Annotated in this window: 19 protein-coding genes and 1 pseudogene; 7 read left to right on the top strand and 13 right to left on the bottom strand. The window is 60.4% G+C overall.

The genetic code is table 11. The features are described 5' to 3' along the window. Positions 1–27 precede the first annotated feature (27 nt). Positions 28–1914: an alkaline phosphatase D family protein gene (locus tag AB4O08_RS17475; protein ID WP_154974792.1), complete on the top strand. Its 1887-nt coding sequence runs from the start codon at positions 28–30 to the stop codon at positions 1912–1914. Positions 1915–2051: 137 nt separating this feature from the next. Further along, positions 2052–3063: pseudogene (locus AB4O08_RS17470) on the top strand (sensor domain-containing diguanylate cyclase). A 12-nt stretch (positions 3064–3075) separates the two neighbouring features. Here AB4O08_RS17470 and AB4O08_RS17465 read toward each other — a convergent pair. After that, positions 3076–4104 (bottom strand): amino acid ABC transporter substrate-binding protein, encoded by a 1029-nt coding sequence (locus tag AB4O08_RS17465; RefSeq protein ID WP_010206426.1) that lies wholly within the window; start codon positions 4102–4104, stop codon positions 3076–3078. 144 nt (positions 4105–4248) lie between these two features. On the opposite strand from AB4O08_RS17465, the gene AB4O08_RS17460 reads away from it, so the two are divergent. Continuing rightward, on the top strand, positions 4249–5148 hold the full coding sequence (locus AB4O08_RS17460; protein WP_010206430.1) for a LysR substrate-binding domain-containing protein: 900 nt from the start codon (positions 4249–4251) through the stop codon (positions 5146–5148). An 83-nt stretch (positions 5149–5231) separates the two neighbouring features. After that, positions 5232–6482 carry a 2-aminoadipate transaminase gene (locus AB4O08_RS17455; protein WP_044287847.1) on the top strand — a complete coding sequence of 417 codons (1251 nt, stop codon included), beginning with the start codon at positions 5232–5234 and terminating at the stop codon, positions 6480–6482. On the opposite strand, the gene AB4O08_RS17450 is transcribed toward AB4O08_RS17455, so the two are convergent. Next, positions 6483–6617: a hypothetical protein gene (locus AB4O08_RS17450; protein WP_305469465.1), complete on the bottom strand. Its 135-nt coding sequence runs from the start codon at positions 6615–6617 to the stop codon at positions 6483–6485. Positions 6618–6825: 208 nt separating this feature from the next. Here AB4O08_RS17450 and AB4O08_RS17445 point away from each other — a divergent pair, with 208 nt between their 5' ends. Continuing rightward, positions 6826–7545 (top strand): hypothetical protein, encoded by a 720-nt coding sequence (locus AB4O08_RS17445; RefSeq protein WP_010206432.1) that lies wholly within the window; start codon positions 6826–6828, stop codon positions 7543–7545. Positions 7546–7676: 131 nt separating this feature from the next. Here the strand turns inward: AB4O08_RS17445 and ptaA are convergent, their stop codons facing one another. From ptaA to hmpA, 8 genes are all read right to left on the bottom strand, one after another. Next, entirely contained in the window at positions 7677–8771 is a 1095-nt protein-coding gene (ptaA, locus tag AB4O08_RS17440; protein WP_010206433.1) for a pyoverdine biosynthesis transaminase PtaA, read from the bottom strand. Between the two features lie 145 nt (positions 8772–8916). Next, on the bottom strand, positions 8917–9804 hold the full coding sequence (cyoE, locus tag AB4O08_RS17435) for a heme o synthase (protein WP_003194050.1): 888 nt from the start codon (positions 9802–9804) through the stop codon (positions 8917–8919). A gap of 11 nt (positions 9805–9815) precedes the next feature. After that, the gene (cyoD, locus tag AB4O08_RS17430; protein ID WP_010206434.1) at positions 9816–10157 is read right to left on the bottom strand and encodes a cytochrome o ubiquinol oxidase subunit IV; all 342 of its coding nucleotides are present in this window, start codon (positions 10155–10157) and stop codon (positions 9816–9818) included. Beyond that, complete coding sequence (locus AB4O08_RS17425) at positions 10157–10783, bottom strand: cytochrome o ubiquinol oxidase subunit III (RefSeq protein ID WP_010206435.1); 627 nt, start codon at positions 10781–10783, stop codon at positions 10157–10159. The genes cyoD and AB4O08_RS17425 overlap by 1 nt, the downstream gene beginning before the upstream one ends. A 3-nt stretch (positions 10784–10786) precedes the next feature. Next, positions 10787–12805, bottom strand: coding sequence for a cytochrome o ubiquinol oxidase subunit I (cyoB, locus tag AB4O08_RS17420; RefSeq protein WP_010206436.1), 2019 nt, complete (start codon positions 12803–12805; stop codon positions 10787–10789). A 3-nt stretch (positions 12806–12808) separates the two neighbouring features. After that, on the bottom strand, positions 12809–13750 hold the full coding sequence (gene cyoA / locus AB4O08_RS17415; protein WP_183704112.1) for a ubiquinol oxidase subunit II: 942 nt from the start codon (positions 13748–13750) through the stop codon (positions 12809–12811). 792 nt (positions 13751–14542) lie between these two features. Further along, positions 14543–15049, bottom strand: a complete 507-nt coding sequence (locus AB4O08_RS17410) for a disulfide bond formation protein B (RefSeq protein ID WP_010206438.1) — start codon at positions 15047–15049, stop codon at positions 14543–14545. Positions 15050–15262: 213 nt separating this feature from the next. Then, complete coding sequence (gene hmpA / locus AB4O08_RS17405; protein WP_460114244.1) at positions 15263–16444, bottom strand: NO-inducible flavohemoprotein; 1182 nt, start codon at positions 16442–16444, stop codon at positions 15263–15265. A 147-nt stretch (positions 16445–16591) separates the two neighbouring features. On the opposite strand from hmpA, the gene norR reads away from it, so the two are divergent. Next, positions 16592–18115, top strand: a complete 1524-nt coding sequence (gene norR / locus AB4O08_RS17400) for a nitric oxide reductase transcriptional regulator NorR (protein WP_010206441.1) — start codon at positions 16592–16594, stop codon at positions 18113–18115. A 71-nt stretch (positions 18116–18186) separates the two neighbouring features. Here norR and AB4O08_RS17395 read toward each other — a convergent pair whose 3' ends face one another. Then, on the bottom strand, positions 18187–19098 hold the full coding sequence (locus tag AB4O08_RS17395; RefSeq protein WP_010206442.1) for a DMT family transporter: 912 nt from the start codon (positions 19096–19098) through the stop codon (positions 18187–18189). A 138-nt stretch (positions 19099–19236) separates the two neighbouring features. Between AB4O08_RS17395 and AB4O08_RS17390 the strand changes: the two genes are divergently transcribed. Continuing rightward, a complete protein-coding gene (locus AB4O08_RS17390; protein WP_045791642.1) occupies positions 19237–20112 on the top strand; it encodes a helix-turn-helix domain-containing protein in 876 nt (291 codons plus the stop codon). Here AB4O08_RS17390 and AB4O08_RS17385 read toward each other — a convergent pair. After that, the gene (locus AB4O08_RS17385) at positions 20109–22610 is read right to left on the bottom strand and encodes a LuxR C-terminal-related transcriptional regulator (protein WP_460114243.1); all 2502 of its coding nucleotides are present in this window, start codon (positions 22608–22610) and stop codon (positions 20109–20111) included. The genes AB4O08_RS17390 and AB4O08_RS17385 overlap by 4 nt on opposite strands. Positions 22611–22779: 169 nt before the next feature. Continuing rightward, the gene (locus AB4O08_RS17380) at positions 22780–24138 is read right to left on the bottom strand and encodes a DUF1329 domain-containing protein (protein WP_042571625.1); all 1359 of its coding nucleotides are present in this window, start codon (positions 24136–24138) and stop codon (positions 22780–22782) included. Between the last annotated feature and the right edge of the window lie 2 nt (positions 24139–24140).

Genomic DNA, 24140 nt, shown 5'->3' with positions numbered 1-24140 from the left:
TCAAACCATCCTGGAAACCTCATCTGCATGCCGAACACCGACACACTGCCCGCCGTACTGGCTGGCCCACTGCTGCGACGCCTCGAACCACGGCGCCTGGTGTTGTGGTTGGTGGGGAGTCGCGCACTGGAATTGACGCTGACGTTGCCTGCACAAACACGGGTTATCTCGCCAGACCAATGCCAGGTCGTACGCGTGGGGCGCAATGCCTTTATCCACCTGATCGATGTGACGCTGGACGACGCGCTGCCCCTGGACGTGGCGATCAGCTACGACCTGTCGTTCGACAACACCGGCATCGCCGACTGGGCACCGCACCTGCTGTACGCCAACGCCTGCCTCCCAAGTTTCGTTTTGCACAGCCGCATCCATCAGTTGGTACACGGCTCATGCCGCAAACCCCATCACAGCGCCGACGAGGGTCTGCTGTGTGTCGACCGCCTGCTGGCCGATGCCCAAAGCCCGGCCGACCGCCCGGCGCTGCTGATGATGAGCGGCGACCAAGTCTACGCCGACGATGTAGCTGGGCCGATGCTACGGGCGATACATGCCTTGATTGCACGTCTGGGTTTGTTCGATGAATACCTGGAGGGCGCGGTGGTAGATGACAGCGCCAGCCTCTATGGACACAGCGCCAGCTATTACCATCGCGCCGACTTGCTGCCGGCGCTGGACAGCAACGAAACCCTGCGCGAACGCTTCTTCGGGGGCGTGAAAAAGCCGATCTTTACCAGCAGCACTGCCGACAATCACCTGGTGACCTTCGCCGAAGTCATCGCGATGTATTTGCTGGTGTGGTCGCCGACGCCCTGGACGCTGATCGCGCCTCAACCTCCGCAGCTCAATGCAGAACGACAGCAGCGTTACGCCCGTGAACAGGTCCAGATAGAACGATTCCGCGATGGCCTGCCAGGCGTCGCGCGGGTCTTCGCTCACCTGTCCACCCTGATGATCTTTGATGATCACGACATCACCGATGACTGGAACCTCAGCGCCCAATGGGAAGAGACTGCGTACGGCCACCCCTTTTCCAAGCGCATCATCGGCAACGCGCTGTTGGCCTACCTGCTGTGCCAAGGTTGGGGCAACCAACCGGATGTATTTGGCGAACTGATCAACCAGACCCAAGCGCTCACTGCTCAGCCGCACGCCAACCATCTGGACGCCACTGCACAGGATGAACTGCTCGAGGCACTGCTGAAATTTCAACGCTGGCACTACGTACTGCCCACCACCCCTGCCCTGGTGGTGCTCGATACTCGCACGCGCCGCTGGCGCAGCGAGTTCACCCTCAAGCAACCCTCCGGCCTGCTGGACTGGGAAGCCTTGAGCGAACTGCAACAGGAACTGCTGGACCACCCCTCGGCCATCATCGTCTCGCCCGCGCCAATCTTTGGCGTCAAGCTGATCGAGACCTTACAGAAAGTCTTCAGCTGGTGCGGCTACCCCTTGCTCGTCGATGCGGAAAACTGGATGGCCCATCGCGGCGCTGCCCAGGTGATCCTCAATATCTTCCGCCACTCGCGCACGCCGGGTAACTACGTGATCCTCTCCGGTGACGTGCACTACTCGTTTGTTTACGAAGTACTGATTCGTTATCGCAATGCTGGTCCCAGGATCTGGCAGATCACCAGCAGCGGTATCAAGAACGAATTCCCACCACGCTTACTGGAGTGGTTCGATCGCCTCAACCGTTGGCTCTACTCGCCGCGTTCGCCCCTCAATTGGTTCACGCGCCGACGCACCATGCAGGTGGTGCCGCATATTCCGGAGCATGCCGAAGCCGGCGAGCGGCTGTGGAATTCGGCGGGCATTGGCCAGGTGTTTTTCAATGAGCTGGGCCGGCCTGAGGCGATTTACCAGCACAACGCGGATGGGCGGGCGCAGACAAGGATGGTGGCGCCGAATAAATAGCCAATAGCCATCAATCGTAAGCCGCACATCTGCCCTATTCAAAGGCCTCCAGTCCCGTTGTACAGTAGCGCCAGCCACGGAGTATCGGCGTAAACATCGGCAGGCCTTATGCGCCTGCCCAGGCAAGGAATGCGCAGATGACCAATATCTCCGGCAATAATCCGTTAGAGCAAGATTTCTCTCACTTCAACGCCGACATGCTGCACACCGTTCTGGAACTGGTCAGCGACGGGATCTGGGATTGGAACGCCAACACCGGGTTCGTCTACCGCAACCCAGGCTGGTACGAAATGCTGGGCTATCACCGCCACGCGCTGGAGAACAACGTGTTCACGTGGGAAAACGTGATACACCCAGACGACTACTCCCAGGTGATGAAGCTGTTTGACGACTACATCCACCGCCGCGCGCCCCACTACCAAGCCGAATACCGTTGCCGCAAAAAAGATGGCAGCTACCTGTGGATTGAAGACCGCGGCTACGTGATTGCGCGCAATGCTGACGGCTCGGTGGCGCGTATGGTGGGTGCCCACCGCGATATAGACCTGCGCAAAAGCTCAGTCGAACAGCTGGAACGGCGCAACCAATCCCTTGAAGCACTGGTGGCCGAACGCACCCGCGAGCTGTCACGGGTCAATCAACAGTTGCAACTGCAGTTGGATGAAAATCGCTTCCTGGCCGAACGGGACGCCCTGACCCTCGTCGCCAATCGCTACCGTCTGGAAAAAGTGCTGCTGCAAGAGTGCGACCGCGCTCAGCGCTTTCGCCTGCCACTGGCACTGATTGCGATGGATATCGACGACTTCAAGTCGATCAATGACCGATGCGGTCACGGTGTGGGCGATCAGACGCTGGTGCAGGTGGCTGAATGCCTGCAACGCTGTATCCGCCCTGATGACCTGTTAGCCCGATGGGGTGGCGATGAGTTTGTGCTGATCCTGCCCAAAACCTCGTTGGAGATCGCAAAAACAATGGCGGCGAATATCCGTCTGAAGTTGAAGAACAGCCCGCACAGGGACGACTTCAAGGTCACCCTGAGCCTGGGTGTGGCCGAGCGTCAAACGGATGAGCCCCCCGCCGCCCTGATGGTGCGCGCCGACCAGGCTGTATCGCGCCAAGGCAGCGGGGAAGGATGGGGTGTCCGAATAACACCCCGGCGTGTCAGCGAACCGGCGGCGCGTACTGGATACCGCCGTTGTTCCACAGCGCATTAAGCCCGCGCTTGATCTTCAGCACGCTGCCCTGGCCGATGTTGCGCTCGAACACTTCGCCGTAGTTGCCCACCTGCTTGACGATCTGCACCACCCAATCCTTGCGCAGCTTCAGGTCCTTGCCGTATTCGCCGTCCGCCCCCAGTAATCGCGCGACATCCGGGTTCTTGGTGGTCTTGGCCTGCTCTTCGACGTTCTGCGAGGTGATGCCCATTTCCTCGGCATTGAGCATCGCGAACAAGGTCCATTTAACGATGCTGAACCATTCGTCATCACCCTTGCGCACCAACGGCCCCAGCGGTTCCTTGGAGATCACTTCCGGCAACACCACGAACTCGTCTGGCTGGGCCATCTTGATGCGCTGGGCGTACAGGCCCGACTGATCGGTGGTCAGCACGTCGCAACGCCCGGCTTCCAGCCCCTTGGCGCTTTCGTCGGCCGTGTCGAAGGTGATCGGCGTGTACTTCATGCCGTGGGTGCGGAAGTAGTCCGAGACGTTCAACTCAGTCGTGGTGCCGGCTTGGATGCACACGGTGGCGCCGTCCAGTTGCTTGGCAGCGGTGACGCCCAGCTTGTTGTTCACCAGGAAGCCGATACCGTCGTAATAAGTCACGCCGGTGAAGACCAAGCCCATGCCCGAATCACGGGAGCTGGTCCAGGTGGTGTTGCGCGAAATCAGGTCGATTTCACCGGACTGCAACGCAGTGAAACGTTCCTTGGCGGTCAACTGGGTGAACTTCACTTTCGACGCATCGCCGAAAACTGCCGCCGCCACCGCGTGGCACACGTCCACATCGATACCGGTCATCTTGCCCTTGCTGTCCGGTACGCCAAAGCCCGGCAGCCCGTCACTGACGCCGCATTGGATAAAGCCTTTTTTCTGGATGGCGTCCAGTGTCGTGCCTGCCTCGGCGGTGCTCGCCAGGCCCAGCACGGCGGTTGCCCCGATAGCGGCCAAGGTGGTTTTGAATGGGTTCATGCAAGGCTCTCCCTGTCATTCCTTATTATTCGGCGCCCCACAGCCCGCGCCGGTTTATAGTGCTGCCGGGCAGTATCAACGGCTTTGCGCTACTGCCACAAACGACCTTTAGGCAAAGGCTCCTTCCGATTTGGAATGAAGTGCATGATTTCTAAACGTTTGACCCCTTCGATGACAGCCCTGCAATGCTTCGAAGCTGCCGCTCGCCATTTGAGTTTCACTCGCGCTGCCGAAGAGCTGCACCTGACCCAAAGTGCGGTGAGCAAACAGGTGGCGCAGCTGGAAGAGATGCTTTGCCACAACTTGTTCGAACGGGTGCGCCAGCGTTTGTACCTGTCGCCGGCCGGGTCGTTGTACCTGGCCGAAGTGCATAAGATCCTCACCCAGGTGGACATCTCCAGCCGCTATATCCTCACCTACGGCGGCGAGACCGAAGTGCTGCGCATCGCCACCCAGCCAACCTTCGGCGACCGCTGGCTGGTGCCCAAGCTCAAGGACTTTGCAGCGCTACATCCAAACATCCACCTGGATGTGCGCAACGAGCTGGAGCCTTTCGACGTGTTGCAAGCCAAGGCCGATATCGCGTTTTTCTTCGGCCAGGGCTCGTGGCCGGGGGCGACCTGCATTGAGCTTTTCCGTGAGGCAGTGGTGCCGGTGTGCGCACCAGGTTTCGTCGCCGAAGGCAGCCATGCATCGTCGCGCCACACGTTGCTGCAATGCACCTCGCGCCCGGAAGCCTGGCACGAATGGTTCCTGGAACAGGGCCTGCACTCGCAGAACAGCTACCACGGCCCGCGCTTCGACACGTTCTACATGTGCATCCGCGCGGCACAATCGGGCTATGGCGTGGCGTTGGTGCCGCAGTATCTGGTGGCTGATGAACTCGCACAGGGCAGCCTGATGATTCCCTGGGACTATGCGATGCCCAGCAGCGGCGCGCACTTCATCGCCCACGCCGAACATGCCGGCGAGATTCCCAAAGTGAAAGCCTTCCTCAATTGGATGGTGGACTATGTCGGCGCACATCCCGACTTTCAGTCATGACCCGGCGACTTTATTTCGTTTGCGACAAGGGCGGGCGCCCGGCTTAGATAAAAACACGCCCGCCACTGCCGAGTCCCCGATTCATGAGCCACGAAACCATTAGCCAGTCGATTTCCATCGTTCACCCCATCAGCCTCAGCCACGGTAAAAACGCTGAGGTCTGGGACACCTCGGGCAAACGCTATATCGATTTTGTCGGCGGCATTGGTGTGCTCAACCTCGGCCACTGCCATCCCGGTGTGGTCGACGCGATTCGCGACCAGGCGACCAGGCTGACCCACTATGCGTTTAATGCCGCACCTCACGCGCCCTACGTCGAGCTGATGGATCGTCTTACCGCATTTATCCCTGTGGACTACCCGATCAGCGGCATGCTCACCAACAGCGGCGCGGAAGCGGCGGAAAATGCGCTGAAGATCGTGCGCGGCGCCACCGGCCGCACGGCAGTGATCGCGTTTGACGGCGCCTTCCACGGCCGTACCCTGGCCACGCTCAACCTCAACGGTAAGGTGGCGCCCTATAAGCAGAAGGTCGGTGTACTACCGGGGCCTGTGTATCACCTGCCCTACCCTAGCGCCGATAATGGCGTGACTTGCGCCGAGGCGCTGAAAGCCATGGACCGCCTGTTCAGCGTGGAAATCGACGTCAGCGATGTGGCCTGTTTCATCATCGAGCCGGTGCAAGGCGAAGGCGGGTTTCTCGCGCTGGATATCGAATTCGCCCAGGCGCTGCGACGCTTTTGCAACGAGAACAACATTCTGCTGATTGCCGATGAAATCCAATCGGGCTTTGGCCGTACCGGCGAGCGTTTTGCTTTCTCGCGCCTGGGAATCGAGCCCGACTTGATCCTGCTGGGTAAAAGCATCGCTGGCGGTGTGCCGCTGGGCGCAGTCGTAGGGCGCAAGGCGCTGATGGACAACCTGCCCAAAGGTGGCCTGGGCGGCACCTATTCCGGCAACCCCATTGCGTGCGCGGCAGCATTGGCCACCCTCGACGCCATGACCGATGAACACCTGAGCGCCTGGGGCTCACAACAGGAAGAAGCCATCGTCAGCCGTTATCAAACCTGGCGCGCACACGGCCTGACACCTTACCTCGGCCGCCTGACCGGCGTGGGCTCCATGCGCGGCATCGAACTGACCAACGCTGACGGCACACCCGCGCCGAAACAGCTCACCCAGTTGCTCGGCCTGGCGCGGGACGCCGGTTTGTTGCTGATGCCCAGCGGCAAGTCGCGGCATATCATCCGCCTGCTGGCACCGCTGACCATCGAGCCCGCGGTGCTGGAGGAAGGCCTGACTATGCTCGAAGCCTGCCTCAAGCAGTTGGATTAATCACGCGCATCGACCGGTTTCCACCGTGCCGGCGTTGAGATGGCAGTCGCTGCAGAACTGCATGTAACCCAGGCCACCATGGCGGGTGAACAGGTCGGCGGGCGGCGCGGCGGGGGCTCTGGACACAGCCGGCATGGTCAGGTCTGCAATTGTTTTTATGCGTCATCAGGCGAATCGCTGGGGCGGGCTAAGTCCCAGCGTTGTTGTAGCGAGTGTCCCCAAGGCGCCTGTTGATATGGATCAGCAGAACCTGAGGGCATTGTGCTGCCTTGACCTGACCTCCCTCCCCCCTGAAAATGCCCGACGCTTTTTTGTCCTCGTTTACTGAAGTAGTGAAATTTCAATGTCCGATTCTTACACCGAAAAATCCGCCCCCGAAGAATCCGTAGTCGCCTTGCCTTCCAAAGCCGAGTACGAAAACGCCATCAATCTTTCACAGCATCTGCCAGCGGCCAAGATCATCAGCGAGATGGTGCTGGACGCTTTTCACACGTCCAAGGAAAGCGATCAGATCCGCGAACTGCGCGTGGCCATCCGTCAGGCCCACGATGCTTTTGACGACGACAAGGCCTACGACCTGATGGGCCAGCTCAAGCAACTCAAGGACGCCGAAGCCGCCGATAACGCTGCGCTGGAAAACTTGAGCAGCCAGTTTTCGATCAGCCGCATTCTGTCCTGCTTCAAGGACGACCCCGAGTTCCAGGAGTTGGTCTACGGCCTGGCATTGAAAGTGCTGAACCAGAGCCACCAGGCCATCAGCAACCCGAGCGCCGGCAAGAGCAAGGCATCACGGCCGAAGAAAGAAGCCGAAGTGTTTGTGATCAGCAAGGATGGCATCAGCGTCACCCTGCCGCTGCGCACGCCGCGTTCGAAGCTGAACGTCGACCGCGAGGCGTTCGAATTCCTGGGTTTCAGCTTTGTGGGTGAAGGCGATGAAGCGGAGCTGGAGGTGGAGAGCTTTGTGGATAACGCAGGCGCTGAACAGCCGCTGAGCCGCAAGAGCGTGATTACTGCATTGCAGCAGCAGACGGCGTTTGAGGGTTACAGCATCGCGCAGCAGTAACCCGAAGCAAGCTGCACCGCAGAATCAAATGTGGGAGCTGGCTTGCCTGTGATGCAGCCCCTCGGTCAATCAGTGAAACCGAGGTGATGCGATCGCAGGCAAGCCAGCTCCTACATTTGTTTTGCAGGGGGTTAACCCGCGCGTTCGACCTGCGCTGCAAACACCTCGCGAAACCGCGCCATCTCCCGCTTATCGCCCACCGTCACCCGCACCCACTGCGGCCAGCTTTCAAACACCCGGCCGATCATCACGCCCTGCGTCGCCAGCTTCTCGATCACCTGCTCCGCCGGTTGTTTCACATCGATCATGAAACAGTTCGCCTGTGACGCCGTGCAAGTGAAACCACGCCCCTTCAACCACGCCACGGTCTCATCACGCAGTTGATTATTGAGGGCCTTGCGTTGCGGCAACAGCTTCACGTCTTCCAGGCTGGCAAGGCCGCCGAGCAAGCTGGTGCCCGCCGGCACGTTGTCGCCGCCAAACACGGCCAGCCGCTCCAGCAGCGCCGGGTGGCCGATCGCCAAACCCAGGCGGGCACCGGCCATGCCGTAGATTTTCGAGAACGTGCGCAGTACCAGCAGGTCGTCGTGGTCCTTCACCCAACTGACCACGCTGGGCACGTCGGCGAAGTCGATGTAAGCCTCGTCCACCACCAGCACGCTGCCTTTGGGCTTGTTCGCCAACGCGTGGCGGATGGCCTCGGTCGGTGTGATGGTGCCAGTAGGATTGTTGGGGTTGCACACGTAGAGCATGCCGGCCTGTGGATCGGCGGCAAGCATGGCCGGGATGTCGTGGGCGTGGTCGGCCCCCAGGCTGACTTCCTTCACAGGTGCCTTGTTCGACCGCGCCGCTTGGCGCGGCACCTCGTAGGACGGCATGGCCATCACCAGGCCGCGGCTCTCAGTGGTGAACGCCAGCACCGCATAGCGCAAGGCCGCCATCGAACCCGCAAAGACCGCCACCTGCTCTTCGGCAATCCCCTGCTGCTGGGCGAACAGTCCTGCCAACGCATACATAGAGTCGTAAGGATAAAACCCAGCGGTAGCGATACCCCGCTGCATCGCCTCACGCGCAGCGCCTGAGGGGCCGTAAGGGCTTTCGTTGTAATTGAGCCGCACCTTGTCAGGCTTTTCCGGCGGCGGCGCTGCAACCGCCCAATCGAGGCGCCCCAGCAATGGCAGGGCTGCACCCAGGGCGAGAAGGGACCGACGACTGACGCTGACCATAGGGCTAATCCTGGTAGATGGGTGATGGATTCGCACAACTCGTACAGAGGGGTATGACGAGAAAACCCTGCGCAGATTTAAAACCACACCCAAGAAAAAGCCCCGCGCGTCTCTCGACGGCGGGGCTTTTTCACTGCGGGACCACTCAGTGAGCGTAGGTCAGCAACAGCTCTTTCGGCACTTGGAAATCCAGGGACATCATCACGCTGAGCGCGGTGATGGTGAAGATCGAGAACACGAACAGCTTGCGTGCCCAGACGGTGTCATCCACCGCCTTGTAGCCGGTCCAGGCCATGTACAACCAGTACATGCCCATGGCGGCGGCGACGGCAAGGTAGCTCATGCCGGCGTAGCCACTGAAGGTCAACATCAAGGTCGCCACAAGGAAGGCCAGGATGTACAGCAGGATGTGTTTCTTGGCGACCTGGATGCCGCGTTTTACCGGCAAGACCGGAATCGAAGCAGCCAGGTAGTCATTGAAGCGGAAAATCGCGATGGCGTACGAATGCGGCATCTGCCACAGGCTGAACATCACCAGTAGCGTCAGCGCGGCCATGTCGAAGCTATTGGTCACAGCCACATAACCAATCACCGGCGGCATCGCCCCCGACAGACTGCCCACCAGCGTGCCGTGAACCGACTTGCGCTTGAGGTACAGGCTGTAGAGGCCGACGTAGATGACAAAGCCGATCACGGCAAACAGCGCCGCCAGCGGATTGGCCACCTTGTACAACAACGCCACACCGGCAACACCGAGGACGGTCGCGTAGATCAGTGCCAGCTTCAGGGAGATGAGGCCCTGGACCAGCACGCGATTCTTGGTGCGCTCCATCTTGATATCGATGTCACGGTCGATGCAGTTGTTGAACACACATCCGGAAGCTACCACCAGGGAAGTGCCGATCATTGCAGCCAGGAAGATGGCCAGATCGACATGTCCCTTGGAGGCCAGGAAGAAACCGCCCGCCACAGAAAGCACGTTACCGAAAATGATCCCCGGTTTGGTGATTTGGATAAAGTGCTTAAGCGACATCGGGTCTTACCTCACTTCGCCATCATGAACGTATGGATGCTGAACATGATCCATATCGACAGGCCAACCAGCAGCAGGATTACCAACCCTGCAAACACGAACGCAATCACGTTGTCGCGCTGCTCTTTGGAACGGTCCAGGTGCAGGAAGTACACCAGGTGAACCAGAACCTGAATCACCGCGAACGCCAGTACGATCATCAAAGTGATCGACTTCGGCAGAGTCGGGTACATCACCAGACCGAACGGGATGAGCGTCAGGATTACCGACAGGATGAAGCCGATGGCGTACGACTTAACGCTGCCGTGGCTCGCATCATGGCTGTCATGGTCATGGGAGTGTGCATTAGCCATTACAGAGTCCCCATCAGGTAAACAACGGTGAAGACGCAGATCCAGACCACGTCCAGGAAGTGCCAGAACAGGCTCAGGCAGCTCAGGCGAGTCTTGTTGGTGTTGGTCAGGCCGTGTTTATTGACCTGATACATCATCACCGCCATCCACAGCAGGCCGGCCGTTACGTGCAGACCGTGGGTGCCTACCAGCGTGAAGAACGCGGACAGGAAGCCGGAACGGTGCGGGCCGTAGCCTTCGGAGATCAGCAGGTGGAACTCGTTGATCTCCATGCCGATGAAGCCCAGACCGAACAGGAAGGTCAGGGCCAACCAGCTCAGTACGCCTTTCTTGTTGCCCTTGTAGAAGGCCAACATGGCGAAGCCGTAGGTGATCGAACTGAACAACAGCAAGGCGGTTTCGCCGAGCACGTAAGGCAGTTCGAAGATGTCGTGGCCCGACGGGCCACCCGCTACGTTGTTTACCAGTACCGCGTACACCGCGAAGATCGACGCAAACAAAATGCAGTCGGTCATCAGGTAGAGCCAGAAACCGAAAACGGTCATCGGCCCCGAGTCGTGGTGATGGTCATCGTGCCCATGGTCATCGACATGGGCGTGTCCAGCATTGGTCACTAAGTTCGACATGGTTTAAGCCTGTTCCAACGAGGTTTCTACACGGTTGGCCGGAATCTTCTTCTCGGCTACCAGGCGAGCGTGCTGCTCGGCTTCGATGCGTTCGATCGTTTCGACCGGCACCATGTAGCCTTGATCATCACGGGCAGCGTGAATGATGAAGTAACCGATAGTGCCCACCAGGCTCGCGATTGCCAGCCACCAGATGTGCCAGATCATCGCGAAACCAAACACGGTCAACAGCGCACCCATCACCACGCCAGTGGCGGTGTTGCTTGGCATGTGGATCGGTTCGTAGTGCTTAGGACGCTGGTACGCAGTACCGTCTTCCTTGGCTTCGGTGAACGCATCAATGGTGTTCGCAGTCGGGATCACGGCGAAGTTGTAGAACGGCGGTGGCGACGAAGTCGACCATTCCAGGGTGTGGCCATTCCATGGGTCACCCGATTCGCAAGCGTTCTGCTTACGGTCACGGACACTCACGTACAGCTGGATCAGCTGGCAAGCGATACCCACAGCGATCATCACCGCACCGAACATGGCGACGTACAGGTACGGCACCCACTCAGGGTTGGTAGTAGCGTTCAGACGACGGGTCATGCCCATGAAGCCCAGAGCATAGAGCGGCATGAACGCGACGAAGAAGCCCGAGATCCAGAACCAGAATGCAGCCTTGCCCCAACCTTCGTGCAGCTTGAAGCCGAACGCTTTCGGGAAGTAGAAGCTGAAGCCAGCGATGTAACCGAATACCGCACCACCGATGATCACGTTGTGGAAGTGAGCGATCACGAACAGGCTGTTGTGCAGGACGAAGTCAGCACCCGGGATGGCCAGCAGTACACCGGTCATGCCGCCGATGGCGAAGGTCACCATGAAGCCCAGGGTCCACAGGACCTGGCTGGTCATGCGCAGACGACCGTGGTAGATGGTGAACAGCCAGTTGAATAGCTTCACCCCCGTCGGGATGGAAATCAGCATCGTCGCCAGGCCGAAGAAGGCGTTGACGCTGGCGCCCGAACCCATGGTGAAGAAGTGGTGCAGCCAAACCATGAAGCCCAGTACGGAGATTGCGCCCGATGCATAGACCATCGAGTGGTGACCGAACAGGCGCTTGCCGGTAAAGGTCGAGATCACTTCGGAGAAGATACCGAACGCTGGCAGGATCAGGATGTACACCTCAGGGTGACCCCATGCCCAGAACAGGTTCACGTACATCATTGGATTGCCACCAAGTTCGTTGGTGAAAATGTGGAAATCCAGGTAACGGTCAAGCGACAGCAGCGCCATGGTAGCGGCCAGGATCGGGAACGAAGCCACGATCAGGACGTTGGCCCAGGTGCAGGTCCAGGTGAAGATCGGCATGTCCATCAGTTTCATGCCAGGGGCGCGCATTTTCAGGACGGTGGCCAGGAAGTTGACCCCCGTCAATGTCGTCCCGAGTCCTGATAACTGTAGCGCCCAGATGTAGTAGTCCACACCCACGCCAGGGCTGTATTGCAGGCCCGACAATGGCGGATACGCAACCCAACCGGTCTTGGCGAACTCGCCGACGCCCAGGGACACGTTGATCAGCACCACGCCGGAAACCAGCAGCCAGAAGCTCAGGGAGTTCAGGAACGGGTAGGCAACGTCACGGGCACCAATCTGCAGCGGCAAGGCAAGGTTCATCAGGCCGGTGAAGAATGGCATCGCCATGAAGATGATCATGATCACACCGTGAGCGGTGAAGATCTGGTCATAGTGTTCAGGTGGCAGGTAGCCAGGCGAACCCTCGGTGGCCATGGCCAACTGGGTACGCATCATGATGGCGTCGGCAAAACCACGCAGCAACATGACCATGGCAACGATGACGTACATGACGCCGATTTTCTTGTGGTCGACCGACGTCAACCACTCGGTCCACAGGTAGGTCCACTTCTTGAAGTACGTGATACCTGCAAACAGTGCCAGACCACCCAGCGCGATCATGGCGATGGTCACCATTACGATCGGCTCGTGGAACGGGACCGCATCCCAACTTAATTTACCAAACATCGTTTACTCCTCTGCCCCAGCAGTTGAATGCGAGCCCGTCTCAGAACCTTCAACCGCGGCCACTTCTTTCTTCTCGTGCTTGACCGGCTTGCCTGGCTTCATACCTTCGTACTTGTCGACGATTTTCTGAAACAGGTTCGGCTCATACGCGGAGTACAGAGCGACTGGGTTGTTCTGGCTCGGTTTGGTCAGGGCATCGTATTCAGCTTGATCAAGCTGTTTAGGTGCGGCCTTGACTTCGGCTACCCAGGCGTTGAAACCTTCCTGGCTCGTCGAGATCGCTTTGAATTTCATGCCGGTGAAGCCAGCGCCGCTGTAGTTTGCGGAGATGCCTTCCATTTCAGCTTTTTCGTTGGCGATCAGGTGCAGTCGGGTCTGCATGCCTGCCATCGCGTAGATCTGACCGCCCAGGGCTGGGATGAAGAACGAGTTCATCACGGCGTCGGAGGTGATCCGGAAATTAAGCGGAGTGTTCTCCGGGAACTGGATCTCGTTGACCGTGGCGATACCCAGGTCCGGGTAGATGAACAGCCACTTCCAGTCCAGCGCGACCACTTCGATATTGATCGGCTTGACGTCGGACTCCAGCGGACGGTACGGGTCCAGCTCATGGGTCGACTTATAGGTGATGTAACCCAGGGCGATGATGATGAGGATCGGTACCAGCCACACCGCGATTTCGATCTTGGTGGAGTGCGACCACTTCGGCGCGTAGGTCGCGTTGGTGTTCGACGCGCGGTATTTCCAGGCGAAGGCGAAGGTCATGATGATCACAGGCACCACGACCAACAGCATCAGCAGGGTGGCGGTGATGATCAGGTTTCGTTGATCCAGACCGATCTGTCCTTTTGGGTCCATCAAGGTCCACTTGCAGCCTCCCAGCATTAACATCATGCCAAGCAGCGGCAAAAAGCCTAGTAATCGGGGGTACCTGTTTTTACTCATCTCACGACCTCTAAAGCAGCTTGCGCAATGCAGTTGGGTTTTGATCGCCAACACTTCACCCTGCCAAGGGTTGGCATTTCTCTTCGATTGAATAAGAGCCTGCCCGGTACGCCATAAGGGGGCGTTTCACGGACCTGCGGTGAGTTCTTATTCGATTTCGTGGTTAAAGGCCTTGTTACAGACCAATTCCATTTGGTGCGGATAGTTGAAAGGCTGCCGGAACCTTGGGGTCGCACAGAGCCATCCATCTGCCCCTCGACCGCTCCTGTGCTCAAATATTGAACAGCGCAGGACATTCAGTGCGGGCGATTGTAGTTAGCTAGCGATGTATAAACCATGTCTTATAAAGAAATAATTTTTATCGATTACAGCAATAATCCTTCACCAATATTGCAAAGGTGCGCGATCTTATCGCGTTAGATTCTCAACAAAAACCACAAAAATTGCCGTGTTATAGGCCCATCCGCCGCAGCCCTTACGGGCTGTAAGGGCAAGCCAAACCGATGCAAGCCCCCATAAAACAAGGCATTCGGACATCACGCAATTGCTGGCGCGGCGTGAGGTTCGCGGCCCTGTCGCCACCACGAACTGACAGCACATCTTGGCGGTTTGATGCAAATTTTGGCGGCGGTTCGGCGGGTCAGAAACGTCCTGCGGACGCTTCCGTGTGACAACATGTCGCACACTGCGCACACCTAAAATTGTCCGGTGTCACGTTCTGTTCACAAATCCCTACAAGCAAAAACGCCCCGGTCTTCCCTCAAGAAGGACCGGGGCGTTTCAGGGACGGGCTCAGGCTTTGCGCTGGCGATTCCGGTAAATGCCCAACGGCACCAGGATCACGGTCAGCACGAACGCGACCAGCGCCCACTGCGCCAGGGACAGACCCAGCACCGGCGGATACGGGGTGCTGCAGAAGCCATCGACCTGGAAGCCCAGGGGGAACACCTTGGCGAGCGGCAGGTCGTCGACGATCGGTTGCAGCACATCAATGCCGCAGCTGACCTGCGGGAAGAACTGGGTGTACACGTGGTGACCGGCTGCGGCCACACCGCCGAGGGCGCTGAGTATCACCAGCCCTTCGAAAAACGTGAGAGCCCCTTTGGTGCGCATGGCCGCGCCAATGAACGCAAAAATCGCGATCAGCAATAAGGCGTAGCGCTGCAGGATGCACAGCGGGCATGGCGCCTCGCCCAACACCACCTGCATATAAAGCGCACCGCCAATCAGCGCCAGGCAGATGATGCCCAGCAACACCAGAAAGCGCCGCTCCCTGCCTAAACGCAATTCGTCACTCATATCCGCTTCCCTTTGTTTGGTTGTGCCAATGGCCGCAAGTTTACACACAGGGAGTGGTTTAAACAGAGAGGGGTTAACGGGGGATTAATCTGGAGAAATGTTGTGGCAGTACGGACGCCATCGCGGGCAAGCCCAGCGCCCACAGGGGGGGCGCATTTCCCCGTGGGAGCCGGGCTTGCCCGCGATGATGCCGACTCGGTTTAACGCCGAACCTTATTCCAGTGCCGCAGCCGGGCCGAAGAACTCGTAGCGGCTTTGTTTCTCGGGTACACCCAGGGCCTGGAGGTGGCGTTTGATCGTGGCCATGAAGCCTTTGGGGCCCAGGAAATAAGCGTCAATGTCACGCTGCTCTGGCAACCAGGCGGCCAGTTGGTCCTGGCTTAGCAGGCCGACCTTGTCCGCCGCGGGGCTTACACCGTCATCTTCGGCGTAGCAGTAGTAGCGCTTGAGCTGCGGGTGTTTGGCCGCCAGGGCATCCACCCAGTCACGGAACGCATGCACCCCGCCGTTACGTGCGCAGTGGATAAAGTGCACCGGACGCTCGGAGGCCAGGGCCGCTTCGAGCATCGGCAAGGTCGGCGTGATGCCCACCCCACCGCTGATCAACACCAGCGGTTTGTCGCTGGCCGCCAAGGTGAACTCACCCGAAGGCGGGAACAGGTCAATGGTCGCCCCCACCTGCATCTGGTCATGCAGGTAGTTGGACACCCGCCCGCCGGCTTCGCGCTTGACGCTGATGCGGTACACGCCGGCGTCGGTCAGGGCCGACAGGGAATAGTTGCGGCGCACTTCCTCACCATCGAGCAGCAGTTTCATGCCGATGTATTGGCCTGGCGCGGCAGCGAGGATCGGGCCGTTGTCAGCCGGGGCAAAGTAGAAGGAGATGATCTCGTCACTCTCCTCCACACGCTTGACCAACAGGAATGGCCGCGCCCCTCGCCAGCCACCGGGCGCCTGGGCTTTCTCTTCATAGATCGCCGCCTCGGCGCCGATCAGGATATCCGCCAGCTGGCCATAGGCCGCGCCCCAGGCACTCATGACCTCGGGGGTCGCAATCTCGCTGCCCAATACTTCGGAAATCGCGCGCAGCAGACAGGCACCGACGATCGGGTAATGCTCCGGCAGGATCTGCAAGGCCACGTGCTTGTTGATGATCTTGGCCACCAGGTCGCCCAGTTGGTCGAGCTGGTCGATGTGCCGCGCGTACATCAACACGCCGTTGGCCAGGGCACGGGGCTGGTCGCCGCTGGCCTGGTGGGCCTGGTTGAACAGCGGGCGAACTTGCGGGTACTCAGACAGCATCATGCGGTAGAAATGGGTGATCAGCGCTTCGCCGCCGCTTTCCAGCAGGGGCACGGTGGATTTGACGATGGCACGGTCTTGGGCACTAAGCATGAGAGCCTCCTGGGCTTTTTTACTGATTGCCTTTACCTACTCAGTATTCGTGCCAACTAATAAATCCAATTTTTTCAACAACTTAATTAATATGTAGTCAATATAACCTCCTAGACCTTATAGTCATAAGGACTACAAGGAGTCATTATGACTGCGCAATCGCTGCTCACCACCCTGCTGCCCCTGGTCGCCGACCTGTCCCGTGAACTGCCCGAAGGCGAGCGTTATCGCCGTCTATTACAGGCCATGCGCGCCCTGCTCCCTTGTGACGCCGCCGCGCTGTTGCGCCTGGACGGCGAATGGCTGGTGCCGCTGGCGGTCGACGGTTTAAGCGCCGACACCCTGGGCAGACGCTTCAAGGTCAGCGAACACCCGCGTTTTGCCGTGTTACTGAGCAGCCCAGGTCCCACGCGGTTCGACAGTGACAGCGAATTGCCCGACCCCTACGACGGCTTGGTCGATGGATTGCATGGACACCTGGAAGTCCACGATTGCATGGGTTGCCCACTGTTCGTCGACGATCAGCCCTGGGGTCTGCTGACATTGGACGCCCTCGACACCGAGCGCTTTGAACGCGTTGAACTGGATGCCCTGCAAGCCTTCGCCAGCCTCGCCGCCGCCACCGTCAACGTCGCCGAACGTATCGAGCGCCTGACCCTGCGCGCCGAAATCTACCGCGAGGCGAGCGGCCAGCAGCACAAGGAAATGATCGGCCAAAGCAAACCCCACAAGCGCCTGGTGGAGGAGATCAAGCTGGTGGGTGGCAGTGACCTCACCGTGCTGATCACCGGCGAAACCGGGGTGGGCAAAGAACTGGTGGCTCAGGCCATCCACGCCGCCTCGACGCGCGCCGATAAACCGCTGATCAGCCTGAACTGCGCCGCCCTGCCGGAAACCCTGGTGGAGAGCGAGCTGTTCGGCCATGTGCGCGGCGCCTTTACCGGCGCGTTGAACGAACGCCGCGGCAAGTTCGAACTGGCCAATGGCGGCACGCTGTTCCTCGATGAGGTGGGCGAGCTGTCACTCACCGTGCAAGCGAAGCTGCTGCGAGTGCTGCAAAGCGGCCAATTGCAACGCCTGGGCTCGGACAAGGAGCACCAGGTGGATGTGCGCCTGATCGCCGCCACCAACCGCGACCTCGCCGATGAAGTGCGCAATGGCCGCTACCGCGCCGACTTCTATCACCGCCTCAGCGTGTACCCGCTGCAAGTACCGGCGCTGCGTGAACGCGGGCGCGATGTGTTGCTGCTGGCCGGTTTCTTCCTCGAACAGAACCGCTCACGCATGGGCCTGGGCAGCCTGCGCCTGACCAGCGACGCCCAGGCGGCACTGCTGGCCTATAACTGGCCGGGCAACGTGAGGGAACTGGAGCATTTGATCGGACGTAGCGCGCTGAAAGCCCTGGGCAACTGTCGCGAGCGTCCGAAGATTCTCAGTTTGAATGCCCAGGACCTGGACCTGCCCGATGTCAGCGCACCGTTGATCGAAGAGCAAACCGGCAGCGCACCCGTCGTGACCGGCGACCTGCGCCAGGCCACCGAGCAGTATCAGCGCCAGGTGATCAGCGCCTGCCTGGAACGCCACCAGCACAACTGGGCCAGCGCCGCCCGCGAACTCGGCCTGGACCGCGCCAACCTCGGCCGAATGGCCAAACGCCTAGGCCTCAAATAACCCAAACAACCCTGGTCAAATGCAGGAGACAACACTATTCGAATGTGGGCGCTGGCTTGCCTGCTCCCACATTAAATTTGTTTTGCCTGGAGGACCGGATTCACAGCCTGAACCACCCTCACCCTCCGAAACACCAACACATTCCCCACCATCACCAACACCAACCCCGCCAATGCCGGCGCCGTCCACTGATACCCCTCGGCATACGCCGACACATTCAGCGCCACCACCGGGAACAGCACGGTGCAATAAGCGGCGCGCTCCGGTCCCATGCGCCCGACCAGGGTCAGGTACGCGGTAAAGCCGATGACCGAACCTGGGATCACCAGGTACCACAGCGCGCCGATGTAGCGTGCACTCCAGTCCATTTCGAAGGGAATCCCGCGTACCACACAATAGGTCGCAAGCATCGCCGCGCCATACGCCATACCCCAGGCATTGGTGGTCAGCGGCCTGAGCCCGGCCTTCTGTTGCAGGCTCGACAACAGGTTGCCCGCCGAGAAACACAGGGTCCCGAGCAACGCCAACCCCAAACCGAGCAAGGTCTGCGGGCTGGCGGCATGCCCCACCAGTTCCGGCCAGAACAGCAGGCCCAAGCCCATCAAGCCGAGCCCGCCGCCCATCAACACATTACGCGCCACCCGCTGGCCGAAAAACACCCGGGCATTCAGCGCGTTCCACAGCGTGGCCGTGGAAAACACCACCGCCACCAACCCACTGGGAATCCACTGGCTGGCCGTCAGAAAACATATGAAGTTGACGCAGAATAGGCACAGCCCCTGGGCCAGGCAGATCAAGTGCCCACGCCGGTTCATCACCTGCAACTTACGGCTGAGCAACAACAGCGCAAACAACACCAGCGCCGCCAAGCCAAAGCGATAAACGATGGACACGGGGATTGCCACCACGCCCAGTTGCCACTTGAGGGCAATCCAGGTGGTGCCCCAGATCAACACGGTGAGTAAATACAGGGAAAGGTTCATAGCGGGCTCCATCGATTGAGCCACAGTGTGGCCTGCGACCCATCGCGCGCTCTTGCACAATCTTGCGCTTTTGTCGGGCGGTGGGCGCACAGCGTCCGCCGCGCGGAGTAGGATGCAAGGCGTCGGAGAGTACGAACCATGCCTGATCTGGAATCCCTGCAAGTCTTTCAAGCCCTTAACCGCTCGCCCAATGCACGCCTTGAAGCCTGCGCCGAGCTCGGTGACGGCTTGTCTGCGGCCTTGTGGAGCAACCATCACGATGCCCAGGATTACCAGGCGCCCAGTCATCACACCTTGTCGTGCTACATCGGCGGCGGCACCGGCACGTTTCGGCGCGACCAGCCAGGCACCAAGGGCGGGCCGGACAAGTTGTGCATCCTGCCCGCCGAGCATCAGTCAGCCTGGGTGATCAACGGCGAAATCCGCCTGGCCCATGTGTACTTCAGCCCGGAGCAATTCGCCCTGGGCTGCGTCACCTTGCTCGACCGCGAACCGCGCACCCTGCAACTGCGCGAAAGCACCTTTCTGGAAGATGCCAGCCAGGCCCGGCGCTTTCACCAGTTGATCGCACTGAACTGGCACGAGCCCGCCGAGCGCCTGCTGACCAGCAGCCTGGCCCATGAAATGCTCAGCCACACCCTGCTCAGCCAGGTCGGCGCCCGCGAAGGGCTGAGGTTGAAAGGCGGGCTGGCGGCACATCAGCGACGGCGGTTGGCGGAGTACATTGACCAGCATCTGGAAGACCCGATCAGCCTGGGTCAATTGGCCGGGATGTGCGCGCTGTCGGAATACCATTTCGCACGGATGTTCCGCCAAAGCTTCGGCCTGCCGCCCCATCAATACCTGTTGGCGCGCCGCCTCACCCGCGCCCAGGCACTGCTGCGCAGTGGCGCCCTGCCCTTGGGTGAAATCGCCTTGATGTGCGGGTTCTCCAGCGCCAGCCACTTTACCCATCGCTTTCGCCAGGCCATGGGTGCCACCCCCGGCGAATACCGCCAGGCGTTCTGCGCCTAGGCCATCAACCCCAGGGTCTTGGCCTTGGCCACTGCTTGCGTGCGTCGCTCCACACCGAGCTTGCTGTGGATACGCCGCGCGTGGGTCTTGACCGTATGCAGGGAGATAAACAGGCGGTCGGCGATTTCCAGGTTGGAGTTGCCCAGCGCGATCAACTGCAGCACCTCCAGCTCGCGCTGACTGAGTGGACTCTCTACCGCACCCGAGACGGGCGCTTGCGGCTCCATGCCCAGTTCACTCAACAACCCCGGCGATCGCAACCGCAGTTCGCGAATCGCCTGTTGCACCTGGCAACGCGCGGCCAACTCCAGCCCGGTTTGCAGCGAGCGGCGCGCCAGCGCACAGTCGCCGACTTGCCAGGCCACTTCGCCCAGCACCAGGCGCAGTTCGGTTTCCAGGCAGAGCATGCCGCGCTGATGGGCGGTTTCCAGCAAGGCCGTGAGCCGTGCCACGGGTTGATCGGCACCCCCCAGCTTCACTTCAGCCAGCACCAGCAGATACTCCAGGCGCGGCACCAATTCCAGGGTGGCGGGCGGGGCCTGTTTGGCCTGGGGCCCACGAAAGTGGCGAAGCACGCGGCGCACCGCTTCCACCGTCAGTTCGGCACGGCCCTGCTGCAACCAGAAATGCCCACTGACCAGCAGCAACACCGCGCGATACACCGTGTCCGGCACCTGACGTTGTTGCATCAACCGTTCGGCGTCGCGCAGCTGCACAAAGGCCTGGGCGTAGTCACCGCGGTTGGCGGCCAGCAATGCCAGGCCGAGAAACCCATAGAGCACGCGCTTGTCCTGGCTGTGCAGGCACATCTTCAAGCCCGCCTCGAAACACTCGGCGGCCAGGCTGTCCTGCCCCTGGCGCAACGCCAGATGCCCCCGCCTCAAGGCGATGCGCCCGACCAAGGGCCCGGCCTTGAGGCGCTGCTTGAGCAACATCGCCTGCACATTTTCCAACAGGCTCTGGGCCCGGTAGGGGGCACCACGCTGTTCCAGCAGTTGCGCGTGGTCCAGCTCCAACAAGGCTTCGAGCAGCAACGAGCCATGGGCGCGGGCCAGGCACAAGGCTTCGCGGCTCAGGCCTTGGGCCACGTCCAGCTCACCGCGCAGCAAGGCTTGCTGGGTCAGGCCCGAGAGGCACATCAGCCGCGACGTCCAGGCGCTGTCGGGCAAGGCGTGTAGCGCTTCGAGGAAATGCTCCCGCGAGCGCTCGGCATCACCGCCCAGATGCAGCAACCAGCCCCACTGCGCCTGCCAGCGGGCCAGCAGATAACGCTGTTTCGCCGCCGTCGGCTGCGGCGCGAACCGCGCCAGTTGGTGGATGCATTGCGCGGCTTGCTCGAAGCGCCCGGCGAACAGCAACGCCGCCGTCAGCAACCCGACCAACTGCGCCGAGCCGAGCATCAGTTCATCGCCATGCTGTTCATGCAGGCGCAACAGCAGCATCGCGTTCTGCTGGCGGAACAGGTCCTCGAAACTGAAGTGCTGCAACAGGCTCACCGCCACTTCATATTCTTCGGCGAGCAGTGCGTGTTCAAACGCAGCCTGCCAGTCCTGTTCGGCGGTGAACCATTGGCAGGCGCGACGGTGCCATGAACGTTTGGCCGGCCAAGGCTCATCACGCAGCAAATCGGCGAGTGGTGGAAAGACCTGCAGCCACTCGGTGTCTTCCCAGGGCTGGATAAACGCGCCGAGGGCCTGCAGATCGTGCAGATATTGATTACCGTCGCCAAAGCCGAACAGGTGCTCGCACAATCCCGCATTGAAGCGCGGCAGATGGGCCAGTACGCGCCAGGCTTCGGCCAGTTCGGGTGGCAAGGTACTGAACAGTTCGTGTTGCAAGTAATCGAGCAAGGTCTTTTCCGGGTGGCCGTCACCCAGCAAGGCAATGCGTGCACCGGCACACCAGCCGGCGCTGAACTGCAGCACCTGGTCGACGGACTGCCCTGGCGCATGAGTGAGCAGCTGCTGGATCTCGACCGGGCTGAACGCCAGGTCTGCGCCGCACTCCAGCAATTCATCGTCAAGCAGCAGCCGTGGCCAGTTGCACAGCGGGCGCCGCCGCGTGCCCAGCCACCAAGTCAGCGCCGGGCTGCTGGCGGTGAACAGGCGATCGAGCAAGGCGTCGGTGTCCGGCGCGGGCAAACGGCAGAAGTCATCAAGGAACACCCACGCCGGGGCCTGCCAACGCGCAAGGTCCGACAGCAGTGTCGCTTCATCGATGAACGGCAGGTCGAGGTTCTGCGCCAGGCGCTGGCAAAGATCGAGGGGGCTCAGGGCAATACCGTTGAGCGGCAACCAGTGCACCGGGCAATCCTTGGGTGCCTGTAGCGCGCATTCGGCGAACAACGCACTTTTGCCACTGCCAGCGGGCGCGCACAACAACTTGACCCTCACCTGCGCCGCCAGCAAAGGCTCGGCCAAGCGTGGGCGCAACAGATGGTGGGCGGACAGCCGAGGCATGAATCCAGGACGGTCCAGGCAGCGGGTCATGGCGGTCATTGCTGCATCCTGCTTTTTATTGTTATGCAACCTGGCGCCTACCCTAGTCCTGTGGTCGGCGGTTGTTGAAGAAGTATTCAGCAGGGTGATTGGCGGGCATAAAATTCAAGGCATACACCCCCCACTGTGCGAACACGCTCGCACAGTGGGGGGGCATTTCACATCGGGATCAGCGCACGCCTTCGGCCCTCAATGCCGCTGGCGTGTAGTCCGCCGCCTTGGCATTGAAACCGAACACAAAACTGCTCTTCTCCTCGTTCTTCATGCCCAGCGCGATATAGCGCCCGGCGATGATGTCGTACAGCGTTTCCACGGTATACGCCGGGGTCTGGTGGTTGTAGTAGAACTGCGCATGCCCCTCGGCGACACGCCACAGTTGGCCACGGCCGTCGTAGTGATCCACCAGCGCCACCTGCCAGCTGTCTTCATCGATGTACATGTGGCGCTTGGCGTAGATATGCCGCTCACTCGGCTTGACCGTGCCCACCACCTCCCACACGCGGTGCAGCTCATAGCGAGTCAGGTCCTGATTGATGTGGCCGGCCTTGATGATGTCGTCGTACTTGAGTGTCGGCTGGTCGAGCTTGTAGCTGTTGTAGGGAATGTACATCTCCTTCTTGCCGACCAGCTTCCAGTCGTAGCGGTCCGGGGCACCGGAAAACATGTCGAAGTTGTCCGAGGTGCGCAGACCGTCGGAGGCCGTGCCCGGACCGTCATACGCCACTTGCGGTGCGCGGCGTACGCGACGCTGGCCGGCGTTGTAGATCCACGCCAGGCGCGGCTCCTTTACCTGGTCGAGGGTTTCATGCACCAGCAGCACGTTGCCCGCCAGGCGCGCCGGGGCCGTCACCGACTGCTTGAAGAAGGTCAGCACGTTGGCCGCCTTGGCCGGGTCCATGTCCGGGATCAACTGCGGCACCGCCACTTCCTCTTCGAAGCGGATCGGCGTGTAGCTGCCGTTGGTCTGCGGCGTGGCCTGGGTAATGATGCGCCGCAAGTTGCCGCCGTGGTAACGGGTGATGTGGTTCCACAGCACTTCCACGCCATTCTTGGGAATCGGGAAGGCGTAGTAGCGATTGCCGGTGAAGTTTTCCAGGCCGTTGCCATCGTTGATCGGCTTGACGTTCAGCGCACTGCGCTTGATCGACTCGTAAATCTCCGGCGGCAGGTTGACCGTGCGGTGACTTGGGTACACCGGGATCTTATAGGTCTCGGGATAGCGCTTGAACATCGCCACCTGGCCGTCGGAGAGTTTGTCCTTGTACTTGTCGACGGTGGCTGCGGTAATCACAAACAGCGGTTTTTCACTGGCGAACGGGTCGGCCAGGAAGCCCTTGCTGTCCACCGCACCGGCATTTTTCGGAATGCCGCCGGTCCACGCCGGAATCGAGCCGTCGGCGTTGCCGGCTTTTTCGGCGCCCACCGGGGTCAGGGTGGTGCCCAGCTTGGCCGCCTCTTCCGGCGACACCGCTGCCATCACGTTGGCGGCCAACAGGCTCAGGGCCAACACTGCAATTGTCTTACGCATGG

The organism is Pseudomonas sp. H3_E07 (assembly GCF_054668895.1).
The sequence above is the reverse complement of the archived record's forward strand: the minus strand, read 5'-3'. Positions and strand labels throughout refer to the sequence as shown.

Excerpts from the sequence above, each read along its gene's own strand:
- AB4O08_RS17425 (WP_010206435.1), bottom strand. The coding sequence starts at position 10,783 with ATGTCGAACTTAGTGACCAATGCTGGACACGCCCATGTCGATGACCAT.
- AB4O08_RS17455 (WP_044287847.1), top strand. The coding sequence starts at position 5,232 with ATGAGCCACGAAACCATTAGCCAGTCGATTTCCATCGTTCACCCCATC.
- cyoB (WP_010206436.1), bottom strand. The coding sequence starts at position 12,805 with ATGTTTGGTAAATTAAGTTGGGATGCGGTCCCGTTCCACGAGCCGATC.
- AB4O08_RS17460 (WP_010206430.1), top strand. The coding sequence starts at position 4,249 with ATGATTTCTAAACGTTTGACCCCTTCGATGACAGCCCTGCAATGCTTC.
- cyoA (WP_183704112.1), bottom strand. The coding sequence starts at position 13,750 with ATGAGTAAAAACAGGTACCCCCGATTACTAGGCTTTTTGCCGCTGCTT.
- AB4O08_RS17445 (WP_010206432.1), top strand. The coding sequence starts at position 6,826 with ATGTCCGATTCTTACACCGAAAAATCCGCCCCCGAAGAATCCGTAGTC.
- AB4O08_RS17475 (WP_154974792.1), top strand. The coding sequence starts at position 28 with ATGCCGAACACCGACACACTGCCCGCCGTACTGGCTGGCCCACTGCTG.
- AB4O08_RS17395 (WP_010206442.1), bottom strand. The coding sequence starts at position 19,098 with ATGAACCTTTCCCTGTATTTACTCACCGTGTTGATCTGGGGCACCACC.
- ptaA (WP_010206433.1), bottom strand. The coding sequence starts at position 8,771 with ATGGTCAGCGTCAGTCGTCGGTCCCTTCTCGCCCTGGGTGCAGCCCTG.
- AB4O08_RS17450 (WP_305469465.1), bottom strand. The coding sequence starts at position 6,617 with ATGCCGGCTGTGTCCAGAGCCCCCGCCGCGCCGCCCGCCGACCTGTTC.
- AB4O08_RS17385 (WP_460114243.1), bottom strand. The coding sequence starts at position 22,610 with ATGACCGCCATGACCCGCTGCCTGGACCGTCCTGGATTCATGCCTCGG.
- AB4O08_RS17380 (WP_042571625.1), bottom strand. The coding sequence starts at position 24,138 with ATGCGTAAGACAATTGCAGTGTTGGCCCTGAGCCTGTTGGCCGCCAAC.
- AB4O08_RS17465 (WP_010206426.1), bottom strand. The coding sequence starts at position 4,104 with ATGAACCCATTCAAAACCACCTTGGCCGCTATCGGGGCAACCGCCGTG.
- cyoE (WP_003194050.1), bottom strand. The coding sequence starts at position 9,804 with ATGTCGCTTAAGCACTTTATCCAAATCACCAAACCGGGGATCATTTTC.
- AB4O08_RS17410 (WP_010206438.1), bottom strand. The coding sequence starts at position 15,049 with ATGAGTGACGAATTGCGTTTAGGCAGGGAGCGGCGCTTTCTGGTGTTG.
- cyoD (WP_010206434.1), bottom strand. The coding sequence starts at position 10,157 with ATGGCTAATGCACACTCCCATGACCATGACAGCCATGATGCGAGCCAC.
- AB4O08_RS17390 (WP_045791642.1), top strand. The coding sequence starts at position 19,237 with ATGCCTGATCTGGAATCCCTGCAAGTCTTTCAAGCCCTTAACCGCTCG.
- norR (WP_010206441.1), top strand. The coding sequence starts at position 16,592 with ATGACTGCGCAATCGCTGCTCACCACCCTGCTGCCCCTGGTCGCCGAC.
- hmpA (WP_460114244.1), bottom strand. The coding sequence starts at position 16,444 with ATGCTTAGTGCCCAAGACCGTGCCATCGTCAAATCCACCGTGCCCCTG.